This is a genomic window from Alphaproteobacteria bacterium, from assembly GCA_030739735.1.
Classification (GTDB): Bacteria; Pseudomonadota; Alphaproteobacteria; order UBA7887; family UBA7887; genus UBA7887.
The window spans coordinates 17211-34108 of the sequence record JASLYQ010000015.1 but is presented as its reverse complement, the minus strand read 5'-3'; the positions used below and the strand labels follow the sequence as shown (position 1 = coordinate 34108).

General features: G+C 63.6%; 16 protein-coding genes. 3 read left to right on the top strand and 13 right to left on the bottom strand.

Going from position 1 to position 16898, the window contains the following annotated elements; genetic code table 11:
• Positions 1-78 precede the first annotated feature (78 nt).
• Positions 79-1281 (top strand): glycosyltransferase family 87 protein, encoded by a 1203-nt coding sequence (locus tag QF629_08670; GenBank protein MDP6013601.1) that lies wholly within the window; start codon positions 79-81, stop codon positions 1279-1281.
• Here the strand turns inward: QF629_08670 and QF629_08665 are convergent.
• The 5 genes from QF629_08665 to QF629_08645 form a co-directional block, all read right to left on the bottom strand.
• Positions 1272-1580: a cupin domain-containing protein gene (locus QF629_08665; GenBank protein ID MDP6013600.1), complete on the bottom strand. Its 309-nt coding sequence runs from the start codon at positions 1578-1580 to the stop codon at positions 1272-1274. The genes QF629_08670 and QF629_08665 overlap by 10 nt on opposite strands.
• Positions 1573-1953, bottom strand: a complete 381-nt coding sequence (locus QF629_08660; protein ID MDP6013599.1) for a cyclophilin-like fold protein — start codon at positions 1951-1953, stop codon at positions 1573-1575. The genes QF629_08665 and QF629_08660 overlap by 8 nt, the downstream gene beginning before the upstream one ends.
• A 618-nt stretch (positions 1954-2571) precedes the next feature.
• Positions 2572-3132 (bottom strand): 16S rRNA (guanine(966)-N(2))-methyltransferase RsmD, encoded by a 561-nt coding sequence (rsmD, locus tag QF629_08655; protein MDP6013598.1) that lies wholly within the window; start codon positions 3130-3132, stop codon positions 2572-2574.
• Positions 3129-3875: a pseudouridine synthase gene (locus tag QF629_08650; GenBank protein MDP6013597.1), complete on the bottom strand. Its 747-nt coding sequence runs from the start codon at positions 3873-3875 to the stop codon at positions 3129-3131. The genes rsmD and QF629_08650 overlap by 4 nt, the downstream gene beginning before the upstream one ends.
• A complete protein-coding gene (locus tag QF629_08645; GenBank protein ID MDP6013596.1) occupies positions 3872-4594 on the bottom strand; it encodes a gamma-glutamyl-gamma-aminobutyrate hydrolase family protein in 723 nt (240 codons plus the stop codon). The genes QF629_08650 and QF629_08645 overlap by 4 nt, the downstream gene beginning before the upstream one ends.
• Before the next feature lie 93 nt (positions 4595-4687).
• On the opposite strand from QF629_08645, the gene QF629_08640 reads away from it, so the two are divergent.
• Complete coding sequence (locus tag QF629_08640; GenBank protein MDP6013595.1) at positions 4688-5119, top strand: nucleoside deaminase; 432 nt, start codon at positions 4688-4690, stop codon at positions 5117-5119.
• Between the two features lie 311 nt (positions 5120-5430).
• Here QF629_08640 and QF629_08635 read toward each other — a convergent pair whose 3' ends face one another.
• The 3 genes from QF629_08635 to QF629_08625 are packed head-to-tail and all read right to left on the bottom strand — an operon-like array spanning position 5431 to position 8570.
• A complete protein-coding gene (locus tag QF629_08635) occupies positions 5431-6330 on the bottom strand; it encodes a lauroyl acyltransferase (GenBank protein MDP6013594.1) in 900 nt (299 codons plus the stop codon).
• Positions 6323-7291, bottom strand: a complete 969-nt coding sequence (gene lpxK / locus QF629_08630; protein ID MDP6013593.1) for a tetraacyldisaccharide 4'-kinase — start codon at positions 7289-7291, stop codon at positions 6323-6325. Before lpxK ends, QF629_08635 begins: the two co-directional genes overlap by 8 nt.
• Before the next feature lie 7 nt (positions 7292-7298).
• Positions 7299-8570, bottom strand: coding sequence for a 3-deoxy-D-manno-octulosonic acid transferase (locus QF629_08625; GenBank protein MDP6013592.1), 1272 nt, complete (start codon positions 8568-8570; stop codon positions 7299-7301).
• A 454-nt stretch (positions 8571-9024) separates the two neighbouring features.
• Here QF629_08625 and QF629_08620 point away from each other — a divergent pair, with 454 nt between their 5' ends.
• On the top strand, positions 9025-9981 hold the full coding sequence (locus QF629_08620) for a ribokinase (protein ID MDP6013591.1): 957 nt from the start codon (positions 9025-9027) through the stop codon (positions 9979-9981).
• 143 nt (positions 9982-10124) lie between these two features.
• Here QF629_08620 and QF629_08615 read toward each other — a convergent pair whose 3' ends face one another.
• The 5 genes from QF629_08615 to ccrA all read right to left on the bottom strand — a co-directional run bounded on the left by QF629_08615 (position 10125) and on the right by ccrA (position 16870).
• On the bottom strand, positions 10125-11345 hold the full coding sequence (locus tag QF629_08615) for a PLP-dependent aminotransferase family protein (protein ID MDP6013590.1): 1221 nt from the start codon (positions 11343-11345) through the stop codon (positions 10125-10127).
• A 14-nt stretch (positions 11346-11359) separates the two neighbouring features.
• A complete protein-coding gene (locus tag QF629_08610) occupies positions 11360-12160 on the bottom strand; it encodes a fumarylacetoacetate hydrolase family protein (GenBank protein MDP6013589.1) in 801 nt (266 codons plus the stop codon).
• A gap of 144 nt (positions 12161-12304) precedes the next feature.
• Complete coding sequence (locus QF629_08605) at positions 12305-13894, bottom strand: GMC family oxidoreductase N-terminal domain-containing protein (GenBank protein MDP6013588.1); 1590 nt, start codon at positions 13892-13894, stop codon at positions 12305-12307.
• A gap of 75 nt (positions 13895-13969) precedes the next feature.
• Positions 13970-15586, bottom strand: coding sequence for an acyl-CoA dehydrogenase family protein (locus QF629_08600; GenBank protein MDP6013587.1), 1617 nt, complete (start codon positions 15584-15586; stop codon positions 13970-13972).
• Positions 15587-16870: a crotonyl-CoA carboxylase/reductase gene (gene ccrA / locus QF629_08595; protein MDP6013586.1), complete on the bottom strand. Its 1284-nt coding sequence runs from the start codon at positions 16868-16870 to the stop codon at positions 15587-15589.
• Between the last annotated feature and the right edge of the window lie 28 nt (positions 16871-16898).

Below are 16898 nucleotides of genomic sequence, written 5' to 3'. Positions count from 1 at the left end.
GTCTCATGGTGATTATCACCGTCTCTCGCATTGTGTGGATAACGCTATACTGCATGGCGAATAGACGGGGGCACAACAGTGACGTGGCACGGGCCGGCGGTGCTCCGCGATGGAAATTGGCTGACGGCGTGGCGGGTCCGGGTCTATGCAGCCCTGATTCTGGTCGGCGGCGTGGCTGGCCTATGCGTGATGCTGGCCGCCTCGCAAGGCGGGCTCGACCCGCAAGGACGGCCGGTCGGTACCGACTTTAGCCATATGTACGGTGCTGGTACCCTGGTGCGCGAGGGCCACGCCGCCGACGCCTATTCCCACGCCGCGCTGCATGCGGCGCAAAAGCGCATCTTCGCCAGCGAGGCTGTGCCCTATTACAGCTGGCATTACCCGCCCACGTATTTGCTGGTGGCGGGCCTGTTGGCGGGCCTGTCCTATTTTGGCGCCCTAGCGGTGTGGATGGCGTTGACCCTGCCGCTTTATCTGCTGGCGATCCGGCGCATCGTCGCCGGCCGTCAGGCGATGCTGGTGGCACTCGCCTATCCGGCCGCTTTCGTCAATCTTATCCATGGCCAGAACGGCTTTCTCAGCACCGGGCTGACCGGCCTCGCGTTGCTCTCGCTGAAACGCCGGCCGCTGCTCGCCGGGGCGCTTATCGGCCTGCTCGCTTACAAACCGCAATTTAGCCTGCTAATCCCCTTTGCGCTTGTCGCCGGCGGGCATTGGCGCGCCTTTGCCGCTGCCGTAGCCACCGTCCTAGCCACGGTGGTGCTGGCCACTGGCGCCTATGGTATGGAGATATGGGCGGCCTTTTTGGAGAGCTCGGCTTTCGCCCGCGAGCAGGTCATCGAGCAGGGTGTTGCTGGCTACCATCGCTCGATCAGCAGTTTCGCGGCGCTGCGACTGCTAGGCGGGTCGCTGGGCCTGGCCTATGGTGGCCAGGCGCTGGCCTCGCTGGCGGCCCTAGCAGTAGTGTTCTGGGCCTGGCGCGGCAGTGGGCCGCAGGCTTTGAAGAGCGCGCTACTCGTCGCTTGCACTTTGTTGGCGACGCCCTATGGCTGGGATTACGACCTTATGCTGCTGGCGCTGCCAATCGCCTGGCTTGCTGCCGCGGGACTCGAAGGTGGCTTCCGGCCCTGGGAGAAGACGGCCTTGCTGGCGATCTTCGCGCTACCGTTCCTGGCCCGATTGTTGGCCGGCGTCCTCAGCCTCCCCATCGCGCCGCTGGTGATTGGGGCCATTGTTATCGTGCTGGCATTTCGTCTGGTGGCAGCTAGGGCTCAGTCGTAGCCGAACAACCAGTGTGTGGTGCCATCGTGGATGTTGTGCACCGAGTGGCGCATGTGCCGTGGGATGAAAGCCTCGTCACCGGGACCCAGGATCAGGCTCTTGCCTTCCATGAGCAGTTTGAGGCGCCCTTCAACTACGGTGATCAACTCGTTGGTGGAGTGAACAAAGCCGTTCCACTCCTGTCTCGGGGGGTCGGTGAAAGACCGGCAGTCGTAACCGCGCTCGGCCCAATCCTTGGCCACCGCCTCACGGTTAACAGGCACCCCGAAGCGGTCGGCAAGGTCACCGGTGTCAGGCATCGTCGAATACTTCGACGCTGACCGGATCGCCGTCGCGTACGCTGGCCAGCGCTTTGACATCGTCGAGCGCGCGGCCCCATATGTTAGTCGGCGCAGCAAGACGGATCTCGGCGCCACGCGAGATAGGCGTGCGGCCGAAGCCGATGGCGATGGAATCGCCTTCGACCCAGAAGGCCAACTCGCCGGCCTCGACCACGGCGCGGGCGTCCGTTTCGCGCGCCACTGACACCGGTGTTGAGAAATAGACCTCTTCGCCCCAGGTCCTAGCGCTGGCGGTAAAAGGCGCTGCCGCGGCCACGGCCGCAGCGGTCGGCGTGTCGAGTAACTCGACGCGGATGCTGACGCCGCCCACGATGATCCTTAATTCGACCATAGGTATTCCACTTCCCTCACTTTGTCGCACAATCGCTCCAGCGTCGTTGGCATTTTGACTACCTTGTTGAGGGCGCTGTCGAGCAACCAGGTTTCCTCGCGCATGGTGATCACTCAGTTGGAGAGAAAGCGACAGTGATGTTCGAGCGCCGCCGAGGACCGTTGAAATGGGGCGCCAGTATGGCCGCGCCAGCCGCCGCGGTTCGGCCCCCTCATAGCCTCACTCGGAATGCCCTGGTCGGCAGTAGGCGCGCAGGCCGAGATGCGAGTTTGCCATCCACCGAAACCTCGCACCGCTACGCCACGCGACAGCCACTAAAAAGTCTCATAAGTCCAAGTATAACACCAGTTTTCCAAATTATACGGCTAGTGACGGTGAACACACGTTGCGACCAGAGTCGCGCCTACATTTCCTTACCGACAAACAGCGCATGCTCCATACCGGCGTGCTGCGGCTCGAGGATGAAGGGATAATCCGATGCTGCGACTGAGTTCCCCAGTTTGAAACGCGCCTAGACGCGAGCCGTGATTGCCCCGCCGCCGTTCTCGATCGTCGATCTGGAAGTGCCATTTCTGCCCTGGCTATTGCTCGTGCCATGTCTGAAATTCTCGCCGGCGCTCAAGGTAGCATATGCCAATTGGCAAACGTGGCGGCGCCCACCTTGTGTGTTTTTAAGGTCGCCATCCCATCCGGCGGCTGGAGGTCTTCGTCCGTGGCGTGCTCGACAATCACCACTGCACCCGGCGCCAGCCAGGCGTTCTGCATCAGCGCCGCAAGCGCGGGCAGGACGAAACCTTCGCGGTAGGGCGGGTCGAGAAAGAGGAGATCGCAGGGTGTTGGGGCCGGGCCGGGGCGGACGGCGTCGCGGGCGATAACCTGAGATCTGTCCACCAGGCCTAGCGCGGCGATGTTGGCACGTAGGGCTGTGAGTGAGGCGCGGCCTGATTCAATGAAGAGCGCGCGCCTGGCGCCGCGCGATAGCGCCTCCAGACCGAAGGCGCCGGTGCCGGCGAAGATATCGGCGACGGTGGCGCCTTCGAGCGTGAGCCCGCCGAGCGCAGCACTGTGCGCGATCAAGTTGAACAGAGTCTGGCGGGCGCGGTCCGCGGTGGGGCGCATGTCACGCCCAGCCGGGACCTGTAAGCAGCGTCCGCGCAAGGAGCCGCCGATGATTCTCACCGCAGCTTCTCCGTCCAGTCTCTACCCAACTGCTCGTGCAGTACCTTTCGCGATACATCGGCTACCTTCCCAGCTTTCAAATTGCCGAGTTGATAGGGGCCATAGGAAATGCGAATGAGGCGGTTGACCACTAGGCCGGCATGGATGAGTAGCTTGCGCACCTCGCGATTCTTGCCTTCGCGCAAGCTGACGTTGAGCCAGCTATTCTTACCATCACCACGGCGATCTATCGAGATTTCGGTGCTGGCGTAACGCACGCCGTTTACGGTCACGCCCTTGGCCAGGCTGCGCAAAGCCGCGTCGTCCACATTGCCGTGGACGCGAGCCCGATAGCGCCGGGTAAGCGCGGTTGAGGGGTGTTCAAGATATCGCGCCAGGGCGCCATCATTGGTCAAAAGGAGCAGGCCTTCGGAGGTGATGTCGAGGCGGCCGACGGAGACCAGGCGCGGTAAGTCACGGGGCAGGGCGTCAAAGACGGTGGGGCGACCCTTTTCGTCGCGGTGGCTGGTGACCAGGCCGCGCGGTTTATGATAGCGCCACAGCTGCGTCGCCGCGGGCGCGGCGAGTAGTTTGCCATCAACATAGATGCGGTCCTTGTGTCCGACGACTACGGCCGGGCTCTCCAGCACCTCGCCGTTTACCGCCACGCGGCCGGCGGCAATCCAGCGCTCTGCCTCGCGCCGTGAGCACAGCCCGACGCGCGCCAGGCGCTTGGCGATGCGCTCGCTTTTGGCTTCATTCATGGCCGGCAGGCGGCGACGAAGGCGGCGATTAGACAGCGGTCGCCGTCGGAGATGAGAAACTCGGGGTGCCATTGCACGCCGAGGCAGAAGCAGTAAGCTGGCGCCTCGATGCCTTCGATCACGCCGTCGGGCGCCAGGGCGTTCACGACCGTATCTTCGCCCACCGTATCCACCGCTTGGTGATGGGCGCTGTTAACCATGAATGTCTCACTACCGGTGATGCGATGTAGCAGGGTATCGGCGACGATGTTCACTGCGTGCCCGGCCTCGTCCCGCGGGTTGGGCTGTTCGTGCGCTAATGCGTTTGATATGGCGTCGGGAATATGTTGGATGAGGGTGCCGCCGAGTGCCACGGCCAGCAATTGCTGGCCACCACAAATGCCGAGCACGGGCAGGTTGTGGTTGAGTGCCGCGCGGGTTACAGCAAGCTCAAAGGCGGTGCGCCCGTCCTTGGTAGTGACGCTATTGTGGCGGACGCCACCGCCGAACAAGGCGGGATCGACGTCGAAGGCGCCACCGGTGACCACCAGGCCGTCAAGGCGTTCCACATAGGCTTCGGCGAGGTCTGGCGCCTGCTCCAGCGCCATAGGTAGAGCGTTCGCCGCGCTGAGCACAGAAAGATAGTTCTGGCGCAAGGCGTACCAGGGAAATTTCGAATAGCCGCCGGCCGGCTCGTCGTCGAAGGTGACCCCTATCAAGGGCATTGCAGGCGCGCTCATGGCAGCACCATAAAGCCCTACCCGGTCTGGTGGAACCCGGTTGACGCACCCGCGGGCCGGCGGCAGGGTGCTACCATGTCTCGGACAGAACCCATGGCACTCGCCCTCGCTGAAGCCAAGGCGGCTACCGCGCGCGGCGAGGTGCCCGTCGGCGCCGTCGTCGTCGATGGCGGCGGCGCCGTGCTGGCCGCCGATGGTAATCGCGTCGAAGAGCTGAGCGATCCGACCGCCCATGCCGAGATACTGGTGCTGCGCGCCGCTGCCGCATTGATCGCCTCGCCGCGGCTGGTCGGCTGCGATCTCTATGTCACCCTCGAGCCCTGTCCAATGTGCGCCCAGGCCATATCGTTCGGACGCATCCGTCGGCTCTATTTTGCTGCCTCCGACCCCAAGGGCGGCGGTGTTGAGAACGGCCCGCGTCTCTTCAGCCAGCCTACTTGCCATCACCGTCCGGACGTTTATGGCGGCATCGACGAGCGCCGCGCCGGCGACCTGTTGCAGGCGTTCTTTGCGGCAAAGCGGTAGGGCGGCCCATACTCCGACCCTCGCCATCGACACAAAGCGCGGGCCGTGCCGCCCGGGTTGGTTGAGCAAAATCACGCCACATTTATTCTTTGCCGAGAGGGAACGCTCTGGCCGAGAGTGTTGTCACGCAGAGGCCGCCGTCAACGCGTAAAATGATATGGCTGCTGAGGCAAGGGCGTCGTTACTCGATCTTTTCCTGGCTTCACCATTGCGATGATGAGAAATCTGCTTTGGCTATGGAACTTCAAGGAGCCGGTGATAGTCCGCATGGCCAAGGGCCTGCGCAAGGCGGGACTGCCGGAGGGGGCAGACTAATTCTCCTTTGACCAGCGCCTGTGCACCCAGAGCCATTGCTCGGGGTATTCACGGATCCAGGCCTCGATGCGGGCGTTGACGTCTGTCATCACGGTCAGCACGTCTTGTTGCTTGTTACCGCTGTCGGGTAGGGCCAGGGGCTCTTCGAACTCGAGGCAAAAGTGGGCGCCGTGGAGTCGCACGATACGCGCCGGCACCACGGGCACGCGATAGCGCAGCGCCAGCTCGGCAATGGTCGGCGCGGTCATCGCCTTGCAGCCGAAGAAGGGCACGGCGATGCCCTCATTGTAGCGCTGATCGGCCATGATGGCGAGGTGGTTACCACGCTTGAGCATGGCCATGAGGCTCCGCAAGCCGCCCCCGCTCTTGGGTTGGTAGTCGCCACCGATCGGCGCGCGCGCGGCCATGATCAGACGGTCGACGCGGGCATTGTTGGCTGGCCGGTAGAGTTGGCCAAGCGCCATGCCGCGCCGCGTCGCGCCGAGCGCGCCGAGCTCCCAGTTGCCAATATGGGCGGAGAAAAAAATGCCACCAATGCCGTCATTGTGCAGACGCTCGACGATATCCGAATTCTGCACCACGAGGTGGTCGTCGTCTGGGTTGTAGGGGTCGAACGTGCCGAGGTGGGGATATTCGGCGAAGACACGGCCAAGGTGGCCCCACATGCCATCGAGTATGCGCTCGCGCTCGGTCATATCGATTTCTGGCATTGCCATGGCAAGGTTTTTTTCAGCGCGTCGATTGAGCTTGAGTCGCGGTCCGATTTTCCGGCCGAGCCACCCACCGAGCGCCGACGCGCCATCGAGTGACAGGATGCCGAACATAACGAACAGAAGGCGCACTAACAGATACTCAGAGAAGTAGCGCAAACGTTTGCCAGGACTGGTTTTAGCCATCGTTATCGAGCTCTGCTAGAAGCACCTCGAGCGCGGTCTCGTTGTCCCAGACAACCATGACCTCCACTACCTCCACTAAATCTTGCAAATGCGGCGGCAGTCGCACACGGTCCTTTGCCGTTGTCACTAAAAGCGCATCGAGCTTGGTGGCTTTGTCCAGCAGCATTAGGATCTCGTGCTCATGATAGGGATGGTGGTCAGAGAAGGTGTGCCTGCCCAGCACTTCGCAGTCCATGCCGTCGAGGGTGGCGAAGAACTTCTGCGGTCGGCCGATGCCGGCAAAGGCGACTACCACCTTACCATGTAGGGTATTCTTCTTGGGTTCGAGACGTCCGGTCAGCAATGGCAATGTTCCTGGGAGTTCATCTCTGAGCCCAGAGACATCTTCGCCCAGCAGCACGACCGCAGTGGCGCGCGCTAGGCCGTCAGTGATGCTCTCGCGCAAGGGACCGGCGGGCAGTAGGCGGCGATTGCCAAAGGCCTGGGTGCCATCGACTATGACCAGCGCTAGGTCCTTCGCTAGCGCCTGGTTTTGGTGGCCGTCGTCGAGCACGAGCACATCAGCACCGGCGGCGATCGCGGCGCGCGTGCCGGCGGTACGGTCGCGCGCCACCCAGGTTGGGGCGGCGGCGGCCAGTAGCAGGGGCTCGTCGCCTACTTGCGCGGCATCGTGGCGGACCGGATCGACGCGCAGCGGGCCGCGTGCGCGCCCGCCATAGCCGCGGCTCAGCAGGTGGGGTGCCCACCCGCGCCTGGAGAGCCGCTCAGCGAGCGACAGCGTCACCGGGGTTTTACCGGTGCCGCCGACGACGAGATTGCCGACCGAGAGCACGGGTAGCGGCGCTCGCCAGGGCCGCGCGGCCAGTTGGTGTCGCCGCGCCGCCCAGCCGTAGACCGCTGCGATAGGTGAGAGCAGGCGAGGCCAGATCCCGTCCGTTTGCCAGAAGTCAGGTGCGCGCACTACCGGCTCACCCTTCGCTATGCACCGGCAGATAAGGGCCGAGGGCGGTCATGACGTCTTCCAGCACCTCCGCCCGGGAGTCGGTCACGCCCTTCTGGCGCTGCACCAGTTCGGTGCGGCGCTCCGAATCCTGCAACAGCAAGCCGACCGTTCCGGCGAGCTGATGGCCGTCGGCCACCGTGCGCAGGGCGCCGGCCTTGGTCAGGTCCTCCGCGACCTCGGTGAAATTAGCCAGATCGGGCCCGCAGACCACTGCTGTGCCGAGTTGGATGGGCTCGATGATGTTATGGCCGCCGGCCGCCGACAGGGTGCCGCCGACGAAGGCTACCGGCGCGATGCGATAGAAAAGGCCGAGCTCACCCAGGGTGTCCGCGAGATAGATTTGGTGGTGTGCCTCGATTAGGTCGGCGGCGCTGCGCCGGGCCACGCTGTAACCTCGCGCCGCGATCGTCGAGGCCATCTCGTCGCCGCGCTGGGGGTGGCGCGGCACGATGATCGTGAGCACCGTCGGTAGGTGCTCGGCGAGCGCCATATGGGCATCAAGCACTGCGGTTTCTTCGGCCCCGGCATGGGTACTGGCCGCGACCCAGAGCGGCCGGCCGCCGATTTGGCGCTGCAGCACCTTCAACTCGTGATGTTCTGCAGCCAGCGGTGGGCTGGCGTATTTCAGGGTGCTGGTGGTCGCCACTGAGCGTGCGCCGAGAGCACGGAAGCGCTCGGCATTGGCCTCGGTCTGGGCCAGCACCAGCTTGAAGCAGGAGAGCACGCGGCGGATCAGCCCCGGTGCTCGCCGCCAACGCCGCAATGAGGCATCGGAAAGGCGCGCCTGGATCAGCACCATTGGCGTGCCCCGCGCGGCCGTTGCCGTAACCAGATTGGGCCAAAGCTCAGATTCGACCCATATCGCAAAGTCGGATCGCCAATGGTTGAGGAAGGCGCTTACGGCGGCTGGGATATCGACCGGTACGAATTGGTGGATGACACCCGCCGGCAACTGCCTGGCCAGCATCTCGGCCGAGGTGACGGTACTGCTGGTGACCAGGATTGTGGTCGCCCGACACTCCTGCAGACGCTCGACCAGCGGTAGTACCGAGGTTGCCTCGCCCACGCTCGCCGCATGCAGCCAGACCAGCTTGCCTTCGGGCCGCGCTAGGCCGGCCTCGCCGAAACGCTCGGCAAGACGCTCCGCGTCCTCTTTGCCCTTGGCGGCGCGGCGGCGCAGATGCCAACGGGTCAGCGGTGCTCCGAGCGCCGTCAGCGTGCGGTAAAGTGCTAGCACACCCAGCCCCCAGTCGTTTCGTTTGTCTCCGTACCCACTAGTGAATTTCCCCACCGACCCCATTTTTAATTTGAGAACCAAGCCCAAGAATAAGGGGAATGTTGTGCGTAGTCTTGTCATTTTGGGAGCCCTGCTGCTTCCCATACCGGTGGCGCGTGCCCAACAAACGTCTGTCATGGACGAAGCGCTGGGCCGTGCCTGAGAACTGGCAGCCAGGTCTCGATGTGCCGGGGTAGTGGGTCATCTCCCAGCAAGTGGCCGCAACTTGAGATAGGACGGCGCTCCGACTAAGCTTATCCGCAGCGGCGGTGGCTGTGTTTAGGACAAGTCCTAAATTCTATGATGGGCTGAAGTGGTTCCCGCTCACTGATCTTGCCGTGCTGCTATGCCCGTTCTGTGGTCTGCGCAAGGCGGTGCTTGACGCTCAACACCCACTGCCGCCTGCGGAGTAGCCATGTCCGGCCGTATCGTCATTCTCGGTATCTTTGTCGCCGACACCGCGTTCCGCGCCGATCGCGCGCCGCGACCGGGCGAGACGTTGATCGGCAACAGCTTTGCCCAGAGCCCGGGTGGTAAGGGCTCAAACCAGGCCGTGGCGGCGGCACGTCTCGGCGCCGATGTGACGCTGATCTCCACGCTTGGGCGCGATGCCTTTGCGATGTTGGCGCGTGAAACATGGACAGCCGCGGGGGTCACGGCGCGCGTGGTAGAGCGCGCGGACGGCGCGACGGGCGCGGCCTTTATCCTGGTTGAGGAGGGGTCGGGGGAGAACGCCATCGTGCTCTTCCCCGGCGCCGGTGCAACGATCACGCCGGCGGATGTTGAGGCCGAGGCGGCGACAATCAAGACGGCGACGGTCTTCATGACCCAGCTCGAACAGCCCCTAGCCGCGGCGGCATCGGGGCTTAAGATTGCGCGCGCGGCAGGGGTGCAGACCATTCTCAACCCAGCGCCCGCAATGGCCCTGTCGAAAGGCATACTGGCGCTCTGTGACTTCGTCACGCCAAACGAGACCGAGGCGGAGTTGCTCACGGGGATCGCCGTCGAGACCCTCGATGATGCGCGCCGTGCGGGCGAGGTCTTTTTGGCGCAAGGCGTCAGCGCCGCTGTGATCACGCTTGGCGCGCGTGGTGCCGCACTCTGCACGAGCGAAGACTTCGTGCATGTCCCCGCCGTCGAGGCCGGTGCAGTGGTCGATGCCACGGGTGCGGGCGATGCGTTCTGCGGCGCGTTCGCCACAGCGATCGCAAACGGTGTTGAGATAGTCGATGCAGTGCGCACCGGCTGCGTGGTCGCTGGCCTCTCTGTCACCCGCCCTGGCACGGCGGATTCCATGCCGAGCGCAGGCGAGGTCGCGGCGGTTCTGACAGCAACCAAACCGGGTGCGCTCCGAGTTGGTGGGCCGGATTGAGCTCGGGAAATTGAGCGCGTACGGTGCCATATAGGTTCGGGTAAAAGGATGGCTGAACCCCCGAGGTGAGCAATGGCCGCCAGCTTCTCGCCGACGCGAGCAAGGCCGGGGAGCGCACTATCGATCCCAAGCGGGCAGTGCCGTCAGCCCTGCTGCAGGTTGGCGCTACGCTCGGGGATACCGGTTTCGCGGCGGCAGATCTCGGCGAGGCGGGCGACGCCTTTCTTGATGGTCTCGGTAGAAGGGTTGCCGAAGCAGAGGCGGATGCTGTGGCGGCCCGTCTCCGGGTCGGCCGACCAGTCGGCACCCGGGTTGACCGCGACCCCCTCGGCAAGGGCGGTCTCGGCGAGTTTGGTGGTGTCGACAGCGTCCGGCAGCCTTACCCAGAGGAAGATGCCGCCGCGCGGCACCTCGAACTCGGCGGCGACGCCGAAATGTACCTCCAGTGCCTCAACCATCGCCTCGCACTTGGCCTTGAGCGTTTGGCGCAGTCCTGCGACATGACTCGCGAAATACTCAGCCGCGTATTCGGCCACGGCGATCTGGTCGATGGCGCCGGTGCCGCCGTCTTTCTTGGCGGGTAGCACGCGGTTCAACAGCGACCAGTCGGCGATGAGGTAGCCGAGCCGCAACGCAGGTGCCAGTGACTTGGAGAACGAGCCGCAATAAATCACGCGGCGCTCCGTATCGAGGGCACCGATCGCTGGCGGCCGACGCTCGCCCCACATCAGATCGGCGTAGCAATCGTCCTCGAAGATAGGCACATCGTATTTGGTAGCGAGGTCAAGGATCTCGTGGCGGCGTGCGACACTCATCACCGTGCCGGTTGGGTTCTGCACCGTCGGGATGGTGTAGATGTATTTTGGGCGTACGTTGCGGCTCTTCATCGTGGCTAAAACTTGTTTCAGCTGGTCGGCACGCATGCCGTCCTCGTCGATATCAACGCCGACCCAGTCGGCACCGTGCAAGCGCAGGCGTGACAGAGCACCGGCATAAGTCGCGGCCTCCACGATCACCGTATCGCCCGGCTGAATCATCACCGCATTTATCAAATCGATAGCCTGCAAGGAGCCAGAAGTAACCACGATCTCACTGGCGTCGCATACCATGCCGGCACTCTTGTGTAGCATCGTGGCGATGACCCGGCGCAGTGGTAGATAGCCCTGGGGGCCATGGCCCATATTGTAGGTCGCGAGGATATGGCCGTCGCGGGCCAGGGATCGGGCTGCCGCCTCGGCAAGATGTTGGGCGGGAATGTTCGCGGCATCGTTGTGCCCGCCGACGAAGTTATAGGTCGGATATCCGGTCCAGCGCGCCGCGACCGGAAGATCTTGACGAAGGGAGGCGTTGAAGTCGTAAGTCATAGATGAATCCTGTCTCAGGCTTCGATGCGAAGCTCAGTCTCGCCCAGGCCCTCGATGACATAGCGGACGTGATCGCCGGCTTCGGGAAAGCGGGTCTTGAGTGCGCTACCCGTCATCACGATCTCGCCCTTGGCCAGGGTGCGACCGCGGGTGTAAAGATGATTAGCTACCCAGGCGAGTCCGGCAAAGGGGTGCCCCATCGAGGCACCGGTCACGGCTCGATCGACTACCTTGCCGTTCCAATACAGCTTCACCGGTAGGGTGGCGAAGTTGAGGTTTCGCCAATTTGTTGCCCAGGGTCCATGCACCGCGCCATAGCACCAGCAGCGGTCTGCGACCACGGATTCCGCGTCGAGATCGCCGTAATCCGCGTTACGGTCCTCGATGATCTCGAAGGCGGGCGCGCAGGCCTCGATATAATCGGCGATGCTGTCGTGGTCGTAAGGCGCGTTTGCGGACGGCACGTCTGCCGCCATCGTCACAATCACTTCGAATTCGAGGCCGAGATGGACGAAGTCGCTGCGGCGCAGAGTTACGGGCGCGGCGCGAACCTCGTCACGAAAGACGGCGCCATAGGCTGGGGTGTCGATGCCGCATAGCTCCTGCACCGCCTTCGATGTGAGCGCAATCTTGTGCCCACCCAGCGGTCCGGCGTCAGCAGCCGCTTCGTAGAGCGCATAGACCCGCGCCTGGATAGGATAGGCTTCGTCCAGGGTTGCCGGTGCATCGTCGCCGCGCAAGGGCGCGAAGCGGGCACGATCCCGCCCCGCCGCGAAGACCTGGCGCGCGATGCGTTCAATGTCTAAGTCGTCCATGTCTTCGGTATAGCTGAGCCGGGCCGAGTGATCCACCGCCCGGGCGCTGATGCCGCGCGGGCGGGCCGGTGCCCTGTGCGTTGGCGCGCACCAGTCTTGGTCCATCGCCGAAGCAGCGCTCTCGCCTTGGTCGCTGGCTGGGGCCTAAGTCGTTTCTCGGATCAAGTCCGCCGCTTTCTCACCAACCATGATGGCGGGCGCGTTAGTGTTGCCCGAGGGCATGGTAGGAAAAATAGAGGCGTCGGCCACGCGCAAGCCTTCCATGCCGTGTACCTGTAAGCGTTCGTTGACAACCGCGTCTGGACCCATGCGGCAACTGCCGATGGGGTGGTAGGAGGTCTCGGAGTTCTCGCGGATCCACGCCTCGATTGCGTCATCCGTATCGACTTCTGCGCCGGGCGAGTATTCCGCGCCACGGAAGGCGGCCATGGGTGGTGCGGCAACTAGGCGGCGGGCGATTCTGACGGTCTCGACTGTCGTCTCGCGGTCGATTGGGTCAGCCAGAAAGTTGAAGCGAATCGCCGGTTGCATTGCGGGATCTGCCGACTGGATATGGGTTGAGCCAAGGCTTTCTGGACGCAACTGATAGCTCGCTATAGTCATGCCGGCAAAGCTGTGCAGCTTACGTCGCTTAGGATTCTTTACGGCATAGGGGACGATATGCATCTGCACGTCCGGTGTGGCTAGCTCGGGCCGCGTCTTTACGAAAGCCACGAGCGGTGCTGAGGGTAGGCTGAGGAAGCCGCTGCCGCTAGCCGCATATTTCAACGCCTGGACAACCAGACCAAAGCCGCGGACGCGCTCATTGTAGGAGACACCGGCTTTGGCGATGCACCACTGGACCCGCGCCATCATGTGGTCGCGAAAATACTCGCCGACCGCGGGCAATTCGTGGTGCACCGCAATGCCGTGGGCTTGCAGCAGCTCGGGCTGGCCGATGCCCGAGAGCTCGAGGATCTGCGGCGAGCCGATGGTGCCGGCGCTGAGGACGACCTCGCGCGTGACCTTGGCTTCCGTGTGTTGGCCACCACGTGAATAGGTGACGCCGGTACACCGCTTACCGTCGAGTAGCAGCTGCTCGGTCAGCGCCTCGGTGACGATGTTAAGGTTGGCGCGTCGTGCCGCCAGACGCAGATAGCAGTGCGCTGTGCTCATGCGTCGGCCGCGTTGGATGGTTGCTTGGGTTTTGCCCACGCCCTCTTGCTCGGGGCCATTGTAATCGGCGGTGCGCCGGATGCCGATCGACTCGGCTGACGCCATCAGGGCGTCGTAGAGCGGGTTCTCGTCCGGCACCTCTGAGAGGCCAAGCGGGCCGCCGCGGCCGCGGGTATCGCCGCCGCCGTCGGGATAGTCTTCCATGCGCTTGAAGACCGGCGCGATGTCCTGCCAGCTCCAACCGCGGTTGCCCATCTGCGCCCAGGTGTCGTAGTCGAGGGTCTGGCCGCGGACATAAACCAGACCATTGATTGATGACGAGCCACCCAGCATCTTGCCCCGGGGCACGGGAATCTTCCGGTTGGTGGTGCCGGGCTCTGGATCGGAGAAATAGCGCCAGTTTACGCCAGGCTTGTCGATGAACAGTCCGAAGCTGACCGGTAGACGCGAAAGTGGATGGACGCTTTTGCCCGCTTCAAGCAGGAGGACGCGCGTGTTGGGATCCTCTGTCAGGCGATAGGCCAGAGCCGCCCCGGCCGAGCCTGCGCCGACGATGATGTAGTCGTATGTGTCTGTCATAATGCTCTTTTACAGGCTAGAGCACTTTCCCACCATACACGGCCCTCAAGTGATCGCGTATGATTTGAAAGCGCTCTAATTCCCGCCAAGCAAGCGTCGTCCGATGATCTGGGCCTGGATCTCGGCGGCACCTTCGAAGACGTTGAGGATGCGTGAATCCACCAGTACGCGGCTGACCGGATATTCCTCGGCATAGCCATTTCCGCCGTGGATCTGCACCGCGTTGTCGGCAGTCGCCCAGGCGACGCGGGCGGCTAGCAGCTTGGCCATGCCTGCTTCGAGATCGCAGCGGTGGCCCAGGTCCTTTTCGCGCGCGGCGAACCAGGTCAGTTGGCGGGCGATCATCACTTCCGTTGCCATCCAGGCAAGCTTGCCCGAGACGCGAGGAAAGGCATAGATGGGGCGGCCGAACTGCTTGCGGTCGTTGGCATAAGCGAGCCCAAGCTCGAGCGCACTTTGGGCGACGCCGGTGGCGCGTGCGGCAGTCTGGATGCGTGCCGCCTCGAAGGTCGCCATGAGCTGCTTAAAGCCCTGCCCCTCCGCTTCGCCGAGCAGGCAGTCTCCGGGCACGGCGAAGTTGTCAAAGGCGATCTCGTATTCTTTCATGCCGCGATAGCCGAGCACGCGAATCTCGCCACCGCTCATGCCATTAGCCGGAAAAGGCTCTGCATTAGTGCCGCGTGGCTTCGGCGCCAAGAACATCGAGAGACCTTTGTAACCTGGCCGCTCGGCGTCAGTCCGCGCCAGCAGGGTCATCAGGTCGGCGCGGGCGCCATGGGTGGTCCAGGTCTTGGCGCCGGTAATCTGCCAGTCCTCGCCGTCGCGGCTGGCGCGGGTCTTGAGGTTGCCGAGGTCAGAGCCCGTGTCGGGCTCGGTGAAGACGGCGGTCGGCAGCACGTCGCCCGAGATGATGGGGCGCAGCCAGCGCTGCTTCTGCGCTTCTGTACCATGGGCGAGAATGAGCTCGACAGCAATTTCTGAGCGCGTTGCCAGCGAGCCGACGCCGAGCGAGCCGCGGCAGAGTTCCTCGGTGACCACACACATCGCCACCTTGCCAAGCCCGGCACCGCCCCAATCTTCGGGTGCCGTGAGGCCGAAGACGCCGAGCTCGGCCATCTCGGCGATGACTGCGTCGGGAATCAACACATCCTCGCGGTGCCAGTTCTGCGCGTGAGGTGCGATGCGCTCGTCAGAGAAGCGGCGAAACTGATCCTCGACGAGCACCAGGGTCTCGTTGTCAAGCGCCGCATCGGCGAAGTTGCCGCCGCCGATGGCATCGGCGATGGCCTGACGCACGGCGGCCGTGTTTCCCCTGCGCCGCAGTAACGCAATCTCGGCGGTCTCCAGGGTGTCCGCTTTGATGCCGAGGTCGCTGGGCCGTACCGTCTCGACCTGGCTCATGGCGATACCACCCGCCAGCTGCGAGAGATATTCGCCAAAGGTAGCCTGCAACGTCAGTTGTTCCAAGGCGCCAAAGCGACTCGTCTTTTTCAGTCTCTCAGCCCAGCCCAGCATTTGTCTCAAGGCTTCGACATAGGTTGCATACCAGGATAGTCCATGCACAGCGAATTGTTCGCTATTGATATTTGTTGCTTCCACGCGAGTTGAGACAGCATGCTGCGCTTCCGTCAACAGCGCCTCGGCTCCGTCGAGCGCCGTCCGGCACGTAGCCTGGAGGTCGTCGAGCAACATCTAGAGATCCTGTGTCTCTTCCAGGGTGCGCATACCGGGACGCTTGGCCTGCACGAGAACCGCCATGTTGCCAGGCAGATGCTGGTTGGCGTGCATCTTGGCGTGCGCCCGCGGGATGTCGTGCCAGGAGAAAACCTCCGACATGCAGGGGTCGATGCGCCGGTCTACCATTAAGCGATTGGCCTGAGCCGCCTGCTTTAGGTTGGCGAAGTGGCTGCCCTGAATGCGCTTTTGTCGCATCCAGACGAAGCGCGCGTCGAAGGTCAGGTTGTAACCGGTGGTGCCGGCGCAGAAGACCACCATGCCGCCGCGCTTGACCACGAAGCAGGAGACCGGAAAGGTTTGCTCGCCGGGATGCTCAAAGACGAAATCGACATCGTTGCCTTTACCGGTGATGCCCCAGATGGCCTTACCGAAGGCACGTACGCGCTTGGCATAGTCGCCATAGGCCTTGGCGTTGCCAACGTCGGGTAGCTGGCCCCAGCAGTCGAAGTCCTTGCGGTTGATGACGCCGCGGGCGCCGAGCTGGGTGACAAAATCGCGCTTGTCCTCGTCCGAAATGATGGCGATGGCGTTTGCGCCGGCTGTGGCGATGAGCTGGATCGCCATCGAGCCTAAGCCGCCGGCCGCACCCCAGACCAGCACGTTGTGGCCCGGGCGCAGGATATGCGGGCGATGACCGAACAGCATGCGATAGGCTGTGGCCAGCGTTAGCACGTAGCAGCCCGCCTCTTCCCAGGTCAGGTGTTTGGGTCGCGGCATGAGCTGCTGCGCCTGCACGCGGGTGAACTGGGCGAAGGAGCCGTCCGGTGTCTCGTAACCCCAGATACGCTGGCTGGGGCTGAACATGGGGTCGCCGCCGTTGCACTCCTCGTCGTCGCCGTCGTCCTGATTGCAGTGGATCACGACCTCGTCGCCAACCTTCCAGCGCGTGACCTTGGAACCCACGGCCCAGACGATACCTGAGGCATCGGAGCCGGCCACATGGTAGTCAGCGCCATGCACGTCGAAAACAGAGACCGGCACACCGAGCGCGGCCCAGACGCCGTTGTAGTTGACCCCTGCGGCCATCACCATGACCAACACTTCGTGGCTGTCGATCTCGGGCACGGGGACCACCTCGTCGACCATGGCAGCTTCGGGCTCGCCGTGGCGCTCGCGGCGGATCGTCCAGGCATGCATCTTTTCGGGCACGTGGCCGAGCGGCGGAATCTCGCCGATCTCAAACAGCGATTTTCGTGGTGCCTCCGGTACGGCCTCGATGTTAAGCGCAGGCTCTCCCATGGATCCACTCCCTATAGCCATGGTCAAA

Excerpts from the sequence above, each read along its gene's own strand:
- QF629_08645 (MDP6013596.1), bottom strand. The coding sequence starts at position 4,594 with ATGAGCGCGCCTGCAATGCCCTTGATAGGGGTCACCTTCGACGACGAG.
- QF629_08600 (MDP6013587.1), bottom strand. The coding sequence starts at position 15,586 with ATGTTGCTCGACGACCTCCAGGCTACGTGCCGGACGGCGCTCGACGGA.
- QF629_08615 (MDP6013590.1), bottom strand. The coding sequence starts at position 11,345 with ATGACTTACGACTTCAACGCCTCCCTTCGTCAAGATCTTCCGGTCGCG.
- QF629_08605 (MDP6013588.1), bottom strand. The coding sequence starts at position 13,894 with ATGACAGACACATACGACTACATCATCGTCGGCGCAGGCTCGGCCGGG.
- ccrA (MDP6013586.1), bottom strand. The coding sequence starts at position 16,870 with ATGGGAGAGCCTGCGCTTAACATCGAGGCCGTACCGGAGGCACCACGA.
- QF629_08650 (MDP6013597.1), bottom strand. The coding sequence starts at position 3,875 with ATGAATGAAGCCAAAAGCGAGCGCATCGCCAAGCGCCTGGCGCGCGTC.
- QF629_08620 (MDP6013591.1), top strand. The coding sequence starts at position 9,025 with ATGTCCGGCCGTATCGTCATTCTCGGTATCTTTGTCGCCGACACCGCG.
- QF629_08640 (MDP6013595.1), top strand. The coding sequence starts at position 4,688 with ATGGCACTCGCCCTCGCTGAAGCCAAGGCGGCTACCGCGCGCGGCGAG.
- QF629_08610 (MDP6013589.1), bottom strand. The coding sequence starts at position 12,160 with ATGGACGACTTAGACATTGAACGCATCGCGCGCCAGGTCTTCGCGGCG.
- QF629_08660 (MDP6013599.1), bottom strand. The coding sequence starts at position 1,953 with ATGGTCGAATTAAGGATCATCGTGGGCGGCGTCAGCATCCGCGTCGAG.
- QF629_08665 (MDP6013600.1), bottom strand. The coding sequence starts at position 1,580 with ATGCCTGACACCGGTGACCTTGCCGACCGCTTCGGGGTGCCTGTTAAC.
- QF629_08635 (MDP6013594.1), bottom strand. The coding sequence starts at position 6,330 with ATGGCTAAAACCAGTCCTGGCAAACGTTTGCGCTACTTCTCTGAGTAT.